Source organism: Mesorhizobium sp. W067 (genome assembly GCF_054719525.1).
Genome location: NZ_JBTTII010000001.1, coordinates 2,946,155 through 2,962,322, shown reverse-complemented (window position 1 = coordinate 2,962,322; position 16,168 = coordinate 2,946,155). Strand labels below are relative to the sequence as shown.

The 16,168-nt window shown below is 59.8% G+C and carries 14 protein-coding genes; 3 read left to right on the top strand and 11 right to left on the bottom strand.

The genetic code is table 11. The features are described 5' to 3' along the window. Positions 1-120 precede the first annotated feature (120 nt). Together ACYG97_RS14505 and ACYG97_RS14500 are read right to left on the bottom strand one after the other, a co-directional pair. Positions 121-357 (bottom strand): DUF6894 family protein, encoded by a 237-nt coding sequence (locus ACYG97_RS14505; RefSeq protein WP_023668023.1) that lies wholly within the window; start codon positions 355-357, stop codon positions 121-123. Positions 358-376: 19 nt separating this feature from the next. Continuing rightward, a complete protein-coding gene (locus tag ACYG97_RS14500) occupies positions 377-1,216 on the bottom strand; it encodes a Crp/Fnr family transcriptional regulator (protein WP_245260764.1) in 840 nt (279 codons plus the stop codon). Positions 1,217-1,521: 305 nt separating this feature from the next. Here ACYG97_RS14500 and ACYG97_RS14495 point away from each other — a divergent pair, with 305 nt between their 5' ends. Then, a complete protein-coding gene (locus ACYG97_RS14495; protein WP_023733202.1) occupies positions 1,522-4,851 on the top strand; it encodes a DEAD/DEAH box helicase in 3,330 nt (1,109 codons plus the stop codon). Between the two features lie 70 nt (positions 4,852-4,921). Here ACYG97_RS14495 and cyoD read toward each other — a convergent pair whose 3' ends face one another. The 5 genes from cyoD to ACYG97_RS14470 form a co-directional block, all read right to left on the bottom strand. Next, complete coding sequence (cyoD, locus tag ACYG97_RS14490) at positions 4,922-5,332, bottom strand: cytochrome o ubiquinol oxidase subunit IV (protein ID WP_023681133.1); 411 nt, start codon at positions 5,330-5,332, stop codon at positions 4,922-4,924. Further along, positions 5,329-6,006, bottom strand: a complete 678-nt coding sequence (locus tag ACYG97_RS14485; protein ID WP_023733201.1) for a cytochrome (ubi)quinol oxidase subunit III — start codon at positions 6,004-6,006, stop codon at positions 5,329-5,331. Before ACYG97_RS14485 ends, cyoD begins: the two co-directional genes overlap by 4 nt. Continuing rightward, complete coding sequence (gene cyoB, locus ACYG97_RS14480; protein WP_023733200.1) at positions 6,003-8,003, bottom strand: cytochrome o ubiquinol oxidase subunit I; 2,001 nt, start codon at positions 8,001-8,003, stop codon at positions 6,003-6,005. Before cyoB ends, ACYG97_RS14485 begins: the two co-directional genes overlap by 4 nt. 2 nt (positions 8,004-8,005) lie before the next feature. Continuing rightward, entirely contained in the window at positions 8,006-8,971 is a 966-nt protein-coding gene (gene cyoA, locus ACYG97_RS14475; protein ID WP_084023709.1) for a ubiquinol oxidase subunit II, read from the bottom strand. 197 nt (positions 8,972-9,168) lie between these two features. Further along, on the bottom strand, positions 9,169-10,059 hold the full coding sequence (locus ACYG97_RS14470) for an MBL fold metallo-hydrolase (RefSeq protein ID WP_023733198.1): 891 nt from the start codon (positions 10,057-10,059) through the stop codon (positions 9,169-9,171). A gap of 300 nt (positions 10,060-10,359) precedes the next feature. On the opposite strand from ACYG97_RS14470, the gene ACYG97_RS14465 reads away from it, so the two are divergent. Then, the gene (locus tag ACYG97_RS14465; RefSeq protein ID WP_023733197.1) at positions 10,360-11,517 is read left to right on the top strand and encodes a hypothetical protein; all 1,158 of its coding nucleotides are present in this window, start codon (positions 10,360-10,362) and stop codon (positions 11,515-11,517) included. Positions 11,518-11,586: 69 nt separating this feature from the next. Here the strand turns inward: ACYG97_RS14465 and ACYG97_RS14460 are convergent, their stop codons facing one another. From ACYG97_RS14460 to ACYG97_RS14450, 3 genes are read right to left on the bottom strand one after another with little or no spacing between them, the layout of a single operon-like run. After that, positions 11,587-12,108 carry a ferritin-like domain-containing protein gene (locus ACYG97_RS14460; protein ID WP_023733196.1) on the bottom strand — a complete coding sequence of 174 codons (522 nt, stop codon included), beginning with the start codon at positions 12,106-12,108 and terminating at the stop codon, positions 11,587-11,589. Between the two features lie 47 nt (positions 12,109-12,155). Continuing rightward, complete coding sequence (gene glf, locus ACYG97_RS14455; RefSeq protein WP_023733195.1) at positions 12,156-13,298, bottom strand: UDP-galactopyranose mutase; 1,143 nt, start codon at positions 13,296-13,298, stop codon at positions 12,156-12,158. Between the two features lie 2 nt (positions 13,299-13,300). Next, positions 13,301-14,473 carry a glycosyltransferase family protein gene (locus tag ACYG97_RS14450; RefSeq protein ID WP_023729506.1) on the bottom strand — a complete coding sequence of 391 codons (1,173 nt, stop codon included), beginning with the start codon at positions 14,471-14,473 and terminating at the stop codon, positions 13,301-13,303. A 353-nt stretch (positions 14,474-14,826) separates the two neighbouring features. Between ACYG97_RS14450 and ACYG97_RS14445 the strand changes: the two genes are divergently transcribed. Beyond that, a complete protein-coding gene (locus ACYG97_RS14445) occupies positions 14,827-15,744 on the top strand; it encodes a glycoside hydrolase family protein (protein ID WP_023700021.1) in 918 nt (305 codons plus the stop codon). A gap of 183 nt (positions 15,745-15,927) precedes the next feature. Here ACYG97_RS14445 and ACYG97_RS14440 read toward each other — a convergent pair whose 3' ends face one another. Further along, positions 15,928-16,104, bottom strand: coding sequence for a hypothetical protein (locus tag ACYG97_RS14440; protein WP_155922451.1), 177 nt, complete (start codon positions 16,102-16,104; stop codon positions 15,928-15,930). Positions 16,105-16,168: the final 64 nt, after the last annotated feature.

Below are 16,168 nucleotides of genomic sequence, written 5' to 3'. Positions count from 1 at the left end.
GAGGCACAATCTATGGGTTAACGCATGTCGCTCAAAAGTGGCCTGGTTTTGAGACACGACATGCCAGTGGATGTTTGCAGTCCCAGTCCGCTCGCCTAACGCTGCGCGTAGAGTGCAAATTTATACGTTCGATTTTACCCGAAGCGAGAGGCTCAGCCGCAAAATCTTGGCGCCGTTTTCATCACGCACTTCGATAAACAATTGCTGCCCGTCGACGCTTTTCAGTGACTCTCTCGTGAGGTCGACAAGGCCCTCGAATCCCGCGCGGCGGACCTCCTCGAGGCCAGCGCATTCGACACCTATTTCGTCCTCGAAGATGAGATCGCCATCGCCGCTGTCGAAGAAAAATCGTGCCATCGGAGAGCTTCCGTCACTGCTAATCTGCGGGGTTCCTTTGGTGCAGGTAGGTCGTGTCGAAATCTCCTGCGTGAGTGAGGCCAGCCCAGTCCAGTGCGTGAACTTTTGATCCCGAGGTGGCAATGAGGCCTCTGCGTCGTAGTTCCTGGAGCATCCGGTTGACGTGGACCGTGGACAAACCCAGTGCATCGCCAAGGGCCGCCTGTGTAATGGGAATATCCGCCACGTGATCCTCAATGCGCCCCATGGAGCGCAAGCGAAAAATCAGTTCGCACAGGATGTGAGCCATGCGGGTGTATGCCTCGCGCCTTCCCACATTGATGACCCACTCCCTGTAAATCGCGGCATCTATCAACGTCGACCGCCAAAAAGCGGTGGCGATGCGAGGGTGCTGGTCGCAAACGGCACGCAGAGTGTCATGCCGCATGAAACCTACTCGGGCCGGCGTAAGGGTCGAGAAGTTACAATCCATGACGGACAGATGCAGCCCATGCAGATCAGGAATGTCGCCGGCGACGAAGAATGATGTGATTTGTCGCTTTCCTTCGCCCGTATGTTTGGTGGAACCGACCAAGCCATCAAGAACGATAAACGAGTAAACAGGACGGTCGCCCTCACGCACCAGATCGTGGTTGGCCGAATATTCCTTCTCCTGGATCGGAATGCCTTTCAGAACGCCGATGTCGGCCTCTCGAAGATCCGAGATGGTCTGAAGCTTGCGAATGAGTACATCCGAGGATGAGGTGGGGAACAAATTGACTACCTGGCTGATGTTGGTGATCGAACTATTATCCGCGCCAAAAGTTCCGACGGGCATGGGGACATATGCGCGGCGGCAGAAGGCGCCGCCGTGCGGCATGGTCCCATGCCTGGAGCGTTCTGCCAGCGTCGAGGGTGGTTGAAGATCCCGGAATGATCGAAGCACAGTTTTTTAGGACAGCCATAGGTGAGCAGGCAGCAATGCATTAACCTATGACATAGGCTCGGTTAGAAATTGTCCCGCTGGGCAGCCAGCCCCAGGAGTTCGCCGATCACGGCGCAGCTTTGACCCTTCGCTCCGCCCTTTCGAGGGCTGCACCCGCAGCCCGTCCTGGAACTCTTTGATGCGCCACCAGGAACGGGGTGGCTCCGCTGACGTTGTCTCAGTGGCAAGGTGAGAATTCAGTGAACAGGCATATTTCGCGGACGGATGTCGAACAAATCGATCACACGGATGACAGCGGGTCTGCGATAGGGCACGGCGGACCGCCATCCTCAGCAATCGCGGTAGCGCTGGCCCGTGGCCTGGAGACCAGTCGGGACAAGCACATCATCCATATAGCTCCCTCGGAACGCAGTGCCGAGGAGATCGCCGGCGCCTTGCGTCAGTTCCTGCCTGACGCGGATATCATCTTGCTGCCGTCCTGGGATTGCCTGCCCTACGACAGGGTGTGGCCCACACGCGCCAATATGGGGCGAAGGCTTCGTGCGTTGCGTGAGATCGCAACGAAGCCGGATCGCCCGCGCATCGCTGTGATGTCGCTCGAAGCCATTCTGCAGCGGGTGCCGCCTGCTCCGGTCATCGCTGGCGGTTTCACAATTCTGGAGGTGGGACAAAAGCTCGACCGTGACGATTTCAGAACCAGGTCCGAAGCCATTGGCTATGTCGTCGACGAGAGGGTCGACGAACCGGGTGAGATAGCCTTTCGGGGCGATCTCATCGATATTTTCCCTGCTGGCGCGGATGGCCCCGTTCGCGTCATCGTTGGTCCCGATGCCTGCATCCGCCAGCTCAAGACCTACGACCCGCTCAGTCAGCTCAGCGATCAGGTTCGAGACTCGGTTACGGTCGGACCGGCATCCGAGCTGATCTTTAAAGCTGGTGAGCATCCTGAGCTGACAGCGATGCGCGCGACGTCGATGGAAGAGCGCCTGGTCGCATCGTATGGCGCTATGCCGTCCGTCTTCGATGCGGCTTCCAGCGCCTCGATCTCCTTCCTTGAAGGGACCGACGGGCAGCCGCTCGGCAGAGTTCTGGATCTGGTCGAGGATGCACGTCGTGCCAGGCAGGAGGCAGCCGGAACGAAAAAACCTTTGCCGGGACGATTTTACCTATCCCGTGAAGAGTGGGACGCTGCTCTGCTTAACCGCTGCTGCGTGAGACTTGCCGTTTCTGCCGTCGGAGTTCCCAAATTCTTCCGCCAGGCCCGACCCGGGCATGATTTCGCGGAATTCGTCACAAGGCAGACGAGCGCCGGAGTCAGAGTAGTGTTCACCGGCGATGCCTCTGAATTGCAGCGAGCAGATCGCCTGCTCGATAGGAGACTAGGCCGGCGGGCAGAGGAAGCGGCCGACTTGCCGCAAATCCTTTCGGCCGCAAGGGGCTCTCTTCTCAAGGCTGAATTCGTCCTCGACGAAGGGTTTGTCGACGCGCAATCCAATATCGCCGTGGTGGCCGCATCCGACCTGTTTGGTCCCGCGTTGAAGGCGAACGGGAGCGCGACCACGGGCATACTCGAACCCGAGTTGCGCATTGGCGATGTCGTCGTCCATGAAGACCATGGCCTGGGCGTGCTCGCCGCGGTCGAACAGGTCGAGTTGGCTGGCCAGCAACAGGATGTCGTCAGACTGGAATATCATGGCGGGGCTTCCTTGCTGGTTCCGGTCGACGACTTTGGACGAATATGGCGCTACGGCTCGGAACCGGAGGCAGTGTCGCTTGATCGCCTCAACGGCGAGGGCTGGCCGAAGCGACGCGAAGCTGCGTTGCGCGAGATCGACAGGCTGGCCAAGCGCCTCTTGAGTCTTGCCAAAATCAGGTCCAGCCAGCCTGCCGAGATCATGAAGCCCTCCCGCACGGACTTGGCTCGTTTTGCGGCGAAATTTCCCTATACGGAGACGCCCGACCAAGCGGCCGCCATCCGCGCTGTGCTCGATGACCTTTCGTCGCGAAGAACAATGAACCGGCTCGTCTGCGGCGATGTCGGCTTCGGCAAGACAGAGGTCGCCCTGCGTGCTTGCGCCGCCGCCGCTCTCTGCGGGAAACAGGTTGCTATCATAGCGCCGACAACGGTGTTGGCACGGCAGCACTATGAGACGTTCAGCCGCCGCTTCGCAGGAACTGGCCTGCAGGTCGCCCACCTTTCAAGGATGGTCGGGGCAGCGGACGCGAGAGCGGCAAAAGAGGGTCTGCGAAGCGGCCAGGTTACGGTCCTTGTGGGTACTCAGGCCCTGGCGTCCAAGAGCGTCACCTTCGCCAATCTTGGACTGCTGGTGATCGACGAGGAGCACCGGTTCGGGGTCAAGTTGAAGCGCGCGCTGCGGACCATGGCGCCTCGCCTCCATACGCTGAGCATGACCGCCACACCGATACCCCGGACGTTGCAATCGGCGTTGTCAGGCATCCAGGACGTCAGCGTTCTAAACTCTCCGCCCGCCAAAAGACGTCCCGTTCGCACGATCTTGGCAGCGTTCGATCCAGCATCGGTGCGCGCGGCCCTCCTGCGTGAATTTCACCGGGGTGGACAGAGCTTTTTCGTGGTCCCGCGGATCGAGGATATTGCCCAGGCCTGTGACCAACTGAACAGACTGGTGCCGGAACTCGGGGTCAAGACGGCGCATGGTGAAATGAAGGGGAGACAGCTGGACGAAGTCATGGTCGGATTCGCCGACGGTGATGGCGACATTTTGTTGAGCACCGACATCATCGAGAGCGGCCTCGATGTGCCGCGGGCCAACACCATCATCGTTTGGCGCCCCGACCGGTTCGGTCTGGCGCAGTTGCACCAGCTGCGGGGCCGGGTCGGAAGGGGGGCGGTGCAGGCCGTAGCGTTTCTTCTGACCCAACCTGGCGTTGAACTGGCCGAAGGCACCAAGGCCCGGCTTTCGACGATGCTTGCGCTCGATCGGCTCGGCTCCGGCCTGGCAATCAGTCAAAGAGACCTCGACCTGCGTGGCGCCGGAGATCTTTTCGGCGAAGACCAGGCCGGGCATATGAAGCTGATCGGAGTGGGCTTGTACGAGCACTTGCTGGAGCGGGCGGTCTCGGCGGCTGGCGGAGGGGCCGACTTCGGCAAGCAACTTGCCGAGATCAATGGCTCGGGAAAGGGGGCTTTTCCCGAGAGCTATGTCGACGAGCCTACGGTGCGCGTTGGCCTCTATGCGCGGCTCTCCCGCATCCGTTCGGAGCCGGACCTCGATACATTCAGCGAAGAGCTCGAGGACCGCTTTGGAGACATGCCTGGCGAAGTAGCCCTTTTGCTGGAATTTACCAGGTTGCGAATAGCAGCGTGGGAATTGGGCGTCGGCAAAGTCGATGTGGGTCCCGAGGCTATCGCGATCACCCCTCGGAACAAGCGGTCGGCGTCCCAACGGCGGAACAGCAAGGCGTTGGGCCTGGACTGCCGGAACGGCCGCCTGATTTTCAGGCCGATCCAGCCCAGCGTCTCAGGCATCGATGCAGTTCGCTTAGCGCTTGATGCCCTACGTGCAGCCCAGCCAAAGCACGAGATCTAACGACCCTTTTGTCTCCTGGGCCATCGGTGCGAATGGCGCTGCGGGCGGCCGTGCGTTCGCAGGGGAGCGTTCAAGGCATGGTTCCGGCTTGATGGGGTGTCATGGCAGCCATGTTTTCATTCAGATGGGCCATGATCCAGATAGAGCCCAGAACCACCAGCGCGACGATCAGCACGCCGAAGGCCAGCGCCAGGATGTTGTTGGTGTTGTCCGGCCCGGTGGTCAGGTGGAGAAAGAAGACAAGATGCACCCCCATCTGCGCAACGGCGAGCACCACCAGGGCCGAGATGACCGCGGGCTGGTAAATCAGATCGGTTCGCGCCGCCAGGAATGTCGCGATTGTGAGCAGGATGGCCAGGCCGAAGCCGAGCACATAGCCCGAGAGGCCCCCAGCCGTTTCGTGCTCGCTTATGTGTTCCTCGCCCGGCGCTGAATCGCGGCGGTCCTGCAACTCGCCGGTCTTGCTCTCGATCTCGGTCATGACGATGCTCCCAGCAGATAGACCAGGGTGAAGATGGCAACCCAGATGATGTCGAGGGCGTGCCAGAAGAGCCCGAAGCAGTGGAGCCGCCGCAAAATGTCGGGCCGAAAGCCCTTGACCCACAGCTGCGCCATCATCGTTCCCAGCCAGAGCAGGCCGAGACCGACATGGGCACCGTGGCAGCCAACGAGCGCAAAGAAGGCAGAAAGAAATGCGCTGCGCGAGGGGCCTGCCTGCCCGCCGATCATTGCCGCGAACTCCTGCAGTTCCAGGAACAGGAACGCTGCCCCGAGCAACCCCGTGACGAGAAGCCAGAACTGCGTGGCAGCCATTGATCTGCGAAGGGTGGCGAGTGTTGCCACGCCGCCGGTGAAGCTCGAAGTGAGCAGAAGGCCCGTCTGGACCGCAACGCGCGTCGGTTCGAACAGATCCTTGCCTGTCGGTCCGCCGGCGGTTGCCTTGGCGAGCACGGCGTAGGCGGCGAAAAATGCCGAGAACATGATGATGTCGGACAGGAGAAAGATCCAGAAGCCGTAAGTGACTGTGACGAACTTTGAGGCCGGGCCGCCTTCTCCGTGGCCGGTCGCAGAGCGCACCGCGTGCCGACCCGTGTGATTGAGCCGATACGGGTCCCGTGCCTGGGTGCCGACGCTGGAGAATGCATGATCGCTCATGCCGGGCGCTCCCACCCGCGCAGCCGGGCAAACTGGGCTGCCTTGTGGTCATGGTCGATGCGGGCGACCTCGTCGACAGGGATCTCGTAGTCTCCATGATCGCGCCAGGCAAATACGACGAAGGTTGCGTATGCGCCGATGAAACCGACGATCGCCAGCCACCATATATGCCAGATCAGCGCGAAGCCGATCAGTGTGCTGAAGAAGGCGGTGACGAAGCCAGTCGGGCTGTTGCGAGGCATCTCGATCGGCTCATATGCCTTTTCCTCGTCCGCGCTCTGTTCGATCCCTCGTTGCTTGATGCTCCAGTAGGGTTCTTCGTCTTCCACGTGAGGCAGCCGTGCATAATTGAAGACAGGAGGAGGGGAAGATGTCGACCACTCCAGCGAACGCCCGTCCCACGGGTCGCCGGTTTCGTCGCGAAACTTATCGCGATGCCGGATCGAAACGAAAAGCTGTGTGATCTGCAGCGCCGCGCCGGCGATCATCACCACCACGCCGAAAGCGGCCACCACCAGCCACGGTGCCCAAAGGTCCATATCGATATGTTGCAGGCGCCGCGTCATGCCGAGCAGACCGACAATATAGAGCGGTACGAAGACCAGCATGTAGCCGGCCAAGGTGACCCAAAATGCCGCTTTTCCCCAGCCTTCGTGCAAACGGAAGCCGAACGCCTTGGGGAACCAGTAGGTGAAGCCGGCGAATGCTCCAAACAACACGCCCGAGATGATGACGTTATGGAAATGCGCGACGAGGAAAAGGGAATTGTGTAGCACGAAGTCGGCCGGCGGGACGGCAAGCAGGACGCCAGTCATGCCGCCGACGGTGAAGGTGGTCACGAAAGCCAGTGCCCAAAGCATCGGCGTGTCGAAACGAACGCGCCCGCCATACATGGTGAAGAGCCAGTTGTAGATTTTCACACCGGTTCCCACGGCAATGACCGACGTGGCGATGCCGAAGGCGGCATTAACGTCCGCTCCGGCACCCATGGTGAAGAAGTGATGCAGCCAGACCATGAACGAGACGATGCAGATGAACATCGTGGCCGCGACCATCGAACGGTATCCGAACAGCGGCTTCGATGAAAAAGTCGAGAAAATCTCGGAAAAGATTCCGAAGGCGGGAAGCACCAGGATGTATACTTCGGGATGGCCCCACGCCCAGATCAGGTTGACGAACATCATCTGATTTCCACCGGCTTCGTTGGTGAAGAAGTGGAAGCCGAGGTACCGGTCCAGCGTCAGCATTGCGAGCGTGGCAGTAAGGATCGGGAAGGCTGCGACAATGAGCAGGTTGGACGCGAGCGAGGTCCAGCAGAACATCGGCATTCGCAGATAGCCCATTCCCGGCGCCCGCATCTTGAGGATAGTCGTCACCAGGTTGACACCGGTGAGCAGCGTGCCGACGCCGGAGATCTGGATCGCCCACAGATAATAATCGACACCGACGCCCGGCGAGTAGGTGGTTTCCGACAAAGGGGCATAGGGCAGCCAGCCGGTGCGCGCGAACTCGCCGACCACAAGCGAGATGTTGACCAGCAGGGCTCCGGAAGCCGTCAGCCAGAAGCTGACGGAATTGAGCGTCGGAAAAGCGACATCGCGTACGCCAAGCTGCAGCGGCACGACGAAATTCATCAGGCCGATCATGAACGGCATCGCGGCGAAGAAGATCATGATCGTGCCGTGCGCGGAAAAGATCTGGTCGTAATGCTCCGGCGGGAGGTAGCCCGGCCCGTGAATCGCCAGCACCTGTTGTGTGCGCATCATGATAGCATCGATAAAACCACGAAGAAGCATGAGCATCGCCAGCACAATGTACATCACGCCGATGCGCTTGTGGTCGACCGAGCTTATCCACTCGCTCCACAGATATGGCCAGTAGCCCTTCACCGTTATCCAGCCAAGCACGGCGGCTGCTGCCAGAAAGACGCCAAGGGCTGCGCCGAGGGGGATGGGTTGATCGAAAGGAACGGCCGACCAGTCGAGCTTGCCCAGCATCGTCATTCTGCCCCTTGTGGATGATGGGTCATCGTTGCCGCCGCCGCGGGGAATGCCCTTGGGCTCACCTGTGGCTCGCCGCTGGCTGCGCTCTCAGCAGGCCCCGGACCCGGTGGGAGCGTCTGCTGAACGACCGCTTCGAACAGCCCAGGCTGGACATGACCGAAGGAAGCCGGCGCCACATTTGTACTTTGCCGGGCGAGTTCGCGATAGGCATTGGCATTCAGCACGCCGCCCCCGCCACGCAGCGATGACGCCCAGCGGGTGAAGGCATCGGCTGAAACCGCGCTCACACTGAAATTCATATCCGAGAAGCCGTCGCCGCTGAAGTGCGCCGACTGGCCGAAAAAGCTGCCCTCGCGGTCGGCCTGCAGATGCAATTCGGTCTGCATGCCGTTCATGACGTAGACCATGCTGCCAAGCTGGGGCACGAAGAACGTGTTCATCACGCTGGCCGAGGTCAATTTGAAACGCACTGGAACACCGGCGGGGATAACCAGTTGATTGACAGCACCCACGCCCTGCTCGGGATAGAGGAACAGCCATTTCCAGTCGAGCGCCACCACCTGAATGTCGAGCGGCGGCTGGCTAGAAGGGATCGGTTTGCGCGGATCGAGCTGATACGATCCGTAGTAGATCAGCCCGCCAATGAACAGGATGGTGAGCGTCGGGATCGACCAGACGATCAACTCCACGCGTCCCGAATAGGTGAACTCCGGGTTATAGCGGGCGTTGCTGTTCGAGGCGCGGAACTTCCAGGCGAATGCCAGAAGTGCAACAAGCGTGGGAACAACGATCACCAGCATCACCGCCAGCGAGTTCAAAAGGATCGTGCGATTGCCGACGCCAATTGGTCCTTGGGGATCGAGCACTCCCCCCGCGCAACCGTGCAAGAATGCGCCTCCGAGGATCCAGAGCAGTTGGCGTGTCAACTTAGGGCTGGATGGCAACAACACCGGTTCTGCAATCTCTCTTTGCGGGAACGCGCGTTAGAGGCATGCGTTCATCGGGTTTCCATCTGAGCCTCCCCATGGCGCGGAACCTCACGGCACTTCGCGGGGTGTCGCCCCCTGAGCGAGTGCCCCAACTGTCGCCGGCCGGGTTTGTTCCGCTGGACCGAGTTACTCTGTCCGATGGTCCCGCGTTGGCCAATCCGACCATAATTTCAGAACGATGGCGGCTCGATTGGCCTAGCTATCGGCGACGCTGGCTCGCGCACGAATTTCAATTTCGGCGGGACGGCCAATACCCTGAATCGCTCAGCCAGGTTATCGAGAGCCTGCCGCATGCCCACTCCCGCAGCAGCCGCACCGTGTCCACTGATGACCATCTGGGGGCCCAAGGCAGCCAGATGCTTCACGGACCTTTCCGCTGCATCCCAGTCTGGCGTGAAATAGCGCGGCGGACCGTGCATCTCGAGATCCTGAATGGCGACTTCATAGACCGACTCCTGACCGGTGGTGATGAAAGCGTCTCCTACGATGAGCGAGCGGTCTTGCTCGCGCCAGAGCGAGATATGCCCAGGGGCATGTCCGGGTGTGTGCAGCCATTGCCATCCGGGCATTCCGGGGATCGATCCGTCGGCGGGCAAGGGTTCCAAACGGGTGCCAAGATCGATTGGCCCGCGTGGGAAGAGCGGTGACAGCAGCGCCATCAGTCCACCCCCAACCCAGGGATCCGGTGGCGGATAGGATGCGGTTCCGTCCAAATAGGGGTGCTCGAGCGGATGGGCGAAGACAGGCACGTCCCAGCCATTCGCGAGTTCTAGAACGGTTCCCACATGGTCGAAATGGCCATGGGTCAGGATGATTGCAGCCGGCCGTGCGTTGTCGCCGAACCGCTTTTCCGCGACCGCTAGAATGCTGCTGCGAGACGTCGGCAACCCGGTATCGATCAGCACCCAGTTCCGATCTCCGCTGCCCGGTGCGCCGAAGAACACGACATTCACGATTGCTAGCCGCAAGTAACCCAGGTCCGGTGCGATGCTCCAAGCGCCGTCGCCACGATCCTCGCGCCTGGCGTGGTCGATCTCGGAAAGTCGAATCTGAACGGTCATGTGATCCCATGCCTCTGTTGTTGCTGAGCAGCCGCTCGAGTGGATGATGGCGGCGGTACATCGACCCGAACTTGGGACGGGCCTCCTTGTTCCTCATTTGCCACGCGGCTCCCGGACAGTTCACCACCGGAACAAAGGCTCTACCAATGGGTTCGGCACTACCCGGCCACGCAAGGACGAGCTGGACTGAGCAACGAACATGGGGCGCGCCCGACTGAATTCGGTATTTCGCCAACGCGGTTCCCGGTCCGGACAAGGCGGCCGAGTTCGAAGCCGATTGCCCAAAGGAGACTTCGAAAAATGAGCGAAGTGGGACGCCAGACGGAGGCCTCGGTTCCGGAAGCTTCGCGCTTCGCCAGTTTTTTCATGGCAGGCTTTGAATGCTCCTCGCACCGGCGCAAGGACGGCGTTCGCCTCGATCTTATTCGTGCGACCTCGCATAATTTGCATGCCCTGGGCGACTACCGCGGCTGCGCCGAACTCGGCCTTCGCACCATCCGCGACGGCCTGCGTTGGCATTTGATCGAAACCGCTCCCGGAACCTATGACTGGTCAAGTTGGGCGCCAATGGTGGAGGCAGCCCGATCGGCAGGTGTTCAGGTAATCTGGGACATCTTTCACTACGGATCTCCGGACCATGTCGATCAGGGCTCGCTGCATTTCATCGACGCCTATGCCTCGTTCGCGGCAGAAGCCGTCAAGGTACACCGTTCGATCACCGGAACATCGCCTCTGTTGTGTCCCATCAACGAAATCTCCTTTTTCGCATGGGCTGTTGAGGTCGGCTATTTCCCGCGCGTGGGGCCGAACAAACGTGGATGGTTCAAGCGGCACCTCGTGAAGGCCGCCATCGCGGGTGTTCGTGCAATGCGGGAGATCGATCCCGCCTGCAGATTTGTCTGGGCCGAGCCGCTTATCCATATCGCCCCTCGTGACCGGACCCGCAGCGAACGGCGCCGGGCCGAAAACGCCCGACAGGGGCAGTTCGAAGCTTACGACATGTTGCTGGGCCGCGTCGAACCTGAGTTGGGCGGGAGCGAAGATGTTGTCGATGTCGTGGGCTTGAATTTTTATCCGCACAATCAATGGTACGTAAACGGGCCGACGATTCCGATGGGACACCACGAGTACCGCGCCCTGTCGGAAATGTTGCTAGAAGTTGCTCACCGGTACGGCAAGCCGATGTTCATTGCGGAGACCGGTTCCGAGGGATCCGGCGGGCCGGCTTGGCTCCACTATGTCTGCGACGAGGTGCGTTCCGCAATCAGTCTCGGAGCGCCGATCGAGGGTATTTGCCTGTACCCGATAACGGCCTACCCGGGCTGGGACAATTCGCGACATGCCGAGGTCGGTTTGTTTTCCGTCATCCAGGCTGATGGCAGGCGACACCTGCGCAAACCCACAGCAGATGAACTGGCCCGTCAGCAAGCTCTTCTCCTGGCGGACACGACGCCTTGAAGGGCCTACAAACGGGGGAGGGGCGGGCGGGCGTCTGTTTCGAAACGCCGCCCGCGCCGGTGCGGTGCATCAGCTTTTTGCAGTCGCCCCAGCCTCGCGCAGCCTGGCATATCGCATGGTAACGTCGCTCAGATTTTCCTTGAGCCAGTTGGCCATGGCTTCCTCTTCGTTCAGGTTCTGCTTGAGGGCCCTTTCAGCATTCTGGAAGCCCCCGGCGTCGGCCAGTACCAGCAGCGAATTGTAGGCAGCGATCTCGTAGTTCTCGAATGCGAAATTCGCCAGGCTGTTCTTGATGATCTCGTCGCCGGCCATCGAATGTCCAATGGCGGCCACGCTGCCAACCATCGACAAGGCAGTGTCCTTGAGGGTGGAGTGCTCCTCACCAAGGCCCTCCAGGACGGACTCGAGTCTCGTGATCTGGCCTTCGGTTTCCTGAATGTGCCGGCGCAAGCGATCGGCCACCTCCGGATAGTTCTCTATACGCTCGACCTGAGGCTTCATGATCGACAGCGCTTGATTTTCCATGGCGTGCGCGTTGCGCAAGCCGACGATAAATATCTCACGGCTTTCCGAGTTGAAGTTTGTATCCATCGAGTTTCTCCTTCTGATACCCGCCCGATCTTCCGTCTTGGAAGAAACTATCTTCTCGGCTCGGCCAACAACGGCTCCTCCGTGCGTGCCCAGGCCGGGAGGCTTTTTTGGATGCGCGCGAAAGTGGCCAGAGCCTGTCCGACTACCTGGTCCATGTTGTAATAGCGGTAAGTTGCAAGCCGACCGACAAACCACACGTCTGGGCAGCTTGCCGCGAGCGCTTCATAGCGCTTATAGAGCACTTCGTTTTCGGGCCGGGGCACGGGATAGTACGGGTCCCCGATGTCCGTGGGGTATTCATAGGTCAGGCTGGTCCGCGAACTCTGCTGGCCGGTCAGATGTTTGTACTCGGTAATGCGCGTGTAATCTTCCGTCTGGGGATAATTGACCACGGCAACCGGCTGAAATTGCTCGCAATCCAGTGTAACGTGCTCGAAACGAAGCGAACGGTACGGAAGGTGCCCGAGCTGCCAGCCGAAATATTCATCGATCGGGCCGGTATAAACCATGCGCCTGAACGGTATCTTCTCACGAATTTCACGGAAGTCGGTCTGCAGCATGATCTTGATGTTTGGATGATCGAGCATGCGTTCGAACATCCGCGTGTACCCGCCGGCCGGCATTTTCTGGAAGCTGTCGCTGAAATAGCGGTCGTCACGGTTGGTCCTGGTCGGCACTCGTGCCGTGACGGATTTGCTCAGCTGACTGGGATCGACGCCCCATTGCTTTCTAGTGTAGCCGCGGAAGAATTTTTCATAGAGCTCGCGCCCCACGGTGCTGACGACGACGTCCTCAGCCGTTCGGACGTCCTCCACCGTTTCGCGTCGCGACGCGAAGAAATCCTCCAGCTGTGCCGAGGTCAGGTCCAGCCCGTAAAGCCGGTTGATGGTGTCGAGATTGATCGGGATGGGAACCAGTTGCCCGTCTACGGCCGCCAACACCCTGTGCTCGTACGGCCGCCATTGCGTGAACTGCGAAAGGTAGTCCACTATGGCTTGGCTGTTGGTGTGGAAGATGTGCGGGCCGTAGCGATGGATGAGGATGCCGGCTTCATTGTAGCAGTCATAGGCGTTGCCTCCGACATGGCTGCGGCGATCGATCAGCAAAACGCTTTCCTGACGCTGCGACGCTATCCTTTCGGCAAGCACGCTGCCGGCGAAACCCGCGCCGACGATCAGCCAATCGAACATGGCTATGCACTCCTGCGAAGGGGCACGACCTTCTTGCGTTGATAGGCGCGCTCAATGTGAGCTGCCATGGCATTCCATGTCCGTTCCCAGGACATGTCCGCAAGATAGGCATCGACTTGCTGCAGGAGCATCTGACGCGGTCGCGAAAGGACGGAGCGCAGCTTGATTTCCAGATCGTCACAGTCGGCGATTTCCACCAGCCCGGCAGCACCGTAACTGCGAACCACGTCGACGATTGCCGTCGAGATCACCGGCAGACCCGCCGCGAGAAATTCCGGCGTCTTGGTCGGGCTGATGAAACGCGTCGCCTCGTTGAGGGCAAACGGCATCCATCCGGCGTCCCAATGGCGCAAATAGTCGGGCAGATCGCAGTAGGCTTTCGGCCCAAGCCAATGAAGGTTTTCGGCTTGCGGCAGGCTTGCAGGGTCGATCTTGACAACCGGACCGAGCATGACGAAATGCACGTCCGGCATTGTCTTTGCCGCTAGCGCCACGAGATCGACGTCCAGCCGCTCGTCGATGACGCCGAAATATCCAACCCTCGGGGAAGGAATGCCCGCCTGGTCGGCTGGGTCCCTTCCTGGCTGTCTTGCGGTGTGAAAGTGCCTCACATCGATGCTGCTCGGAAATGGAAAGATGGCGGGATGGAGGTGACGCTTGGTCTCGAACAAGCTTAGACCACCGGTGAAAACGAGATCCGCGCGGCGAAGAAGCGCCTTTTCCATCTGGCCCAGCTCGGGGGGCGCATTCCTGAACGCAGAGAGTTCGTCCATGCAGTCATAGACGCATATGTCTGGGTCGAGGAATTCCGTAAAGCGAAGAGCCATTGGGGTGTAGTACCAGGCGATCAGCCGGCTATGCGGCATAGAAGCGATGGTCTGCTGCACAAATCTCCGCTGGACGGCATCTGCTTTCGCGGCCGACGTGCCAAGCGGCAGCACTGGTGTGACAATCAGAATGTTTTCCGATGCCACGCTCGTCCGCATCAGCGGCTGCGGCAATTCTTCGAAAACGGGTTCTTCAAAATAGACCACTCGCTGCTGAGCGGATGCGAGGGTGAGGAGATGCTGCGGACGCTGGTGAACAAAATTCCATCGTAAGTGGGAGAAGCAAACCAGTATATTTTCGCGACGAACATATTGACTGCCGGTTACCCCGCCAAAGGCCGCTTCCATTGACATACTCCCTCTGTGACACTATTTATGTTACGATTAACATTTGTTAATCGCGAATGGAGAGAACTACTTAGTTCCAGCTCCTAACTTTCGATCAGGTGAGTTGTTCCAACTGAAATGAAGAAGGCCCGGTCGCCCGCTTGGTCCACGCACGAAGCGGGATCTGGGTGCGGAGGCGAGGGCGGCTGTCGGAACCCGGCCGCCACTGAAAGCGTGGTTGAACGAGGAATGCTGGTGGACAGCGGCATTGCCGTATTTGCGTTGAACTCGTTGGCTATAGAATGTGCCTAACATCAATGATTCGCCTGTATCTCTGCGCGTCTCCGACTGCCGAGGCGAATTCCGGGGCTGACATGAACATCAACTTTGAAACCAACGTTTTTCCACTGTTTCATCCGCAAAGCGTGGATGATCTCAAGGACCCGTGTCCTGTCTTCGATGGCCGTGTCTGGCACGTCTTCGGGTCAAGCGGCACGGTCACCACCGAGACGTGGAGAATCTTGCATGCCACGGCGCCCGATCTTTATGGGCCGTGGGCCGAGCATGAGCCGATCGAACTTCCAATCAACGGTACTGGTGTTGCGGCTCCCGGTGTGACCCACGAGTGCGGCGTCTTCCACATGTTCATCCAGACAGAATTCATGAAGTCGGGTGGCCGTTGCGAGCATGCGGTTTCCAACGACGGGTTCCATTGGGTAGTCCTCAGTCCGGCCATTCTGGCCATCCCGGACACGGAAGAGGACGGCATTTACGATCCGCATCCAGCAGTCATTGGCGGTGGGCGCTACCTCGTTTATTCGGCTATGCCAAAATTCACCAGGGTGCCTCAGCCCGACATCTATCTGGCACGTAGCCAGTCCGACTCGTGGTTCGGTCCGTGGAAGCGGATCGGCAAAATCCTCGACCACAACGATGTTCCCCACCATAACACCAGAGATGATCCCGACTACGAATGGGGCATTGAGGGCGCGCAACTGATCGAGCTGCCGGACGGCCGGGTGCTTCTCAACGCCACTTGCTTTCTTCCGAATGGCCTTCGGGGAAACCGGCAACGGGTGTTTTTTGCCATCGCCGACGAGGTCAGCGGGCCTTACGTTTCGATCGGCCCGGTGTTGGAGCCAGGTCAACCGGGCGAGAACGGCCACTCGACAGTGATGATCGATGGCAGTCAGCTTTCACTGTTCTACCAGAGCCGGGTTGCCACAACCGATCACCGATGGCGCTATGGTTTGGCCAGATGCGACGTCGCTCTCTTTTCAAAGGTCGCGTGATTCCGGGCTGCCATTAGCGCCTTGAGGCGGATGCGCGTCATGCGGCCATGGAACTCCGGAGGGTTGAAGGTGATCCGCGTCGGTGACGGTAGCAAAGTGTCATCGCGAAATGATTTCAGCCCGTTCGTCAATTGTCTCCGCGCATCGATGACACCGCCAGATGCCCGACTAATGGGCTCATAGCTATTTCTTCGGTCCCTTGACAGGGAATGTCGCGTCGCCGTCTTTTTTGCCGGAGATCACCCGCGGATCGGCGCTGGCGACGCCATCGTTTCCGCCGCCCTTGTGGTCCTTTTCCGACTGACCCTTAGCGTCCTGCTCGGGTGTCCGTCTTGATGTTCGAAGCGTCTTGTCCGCCATCATGGCCTCGCGTTTGCCATCCAAACTTCCGGCAATTTCGAAAGTTCCACCGCTTTAGCAAGCC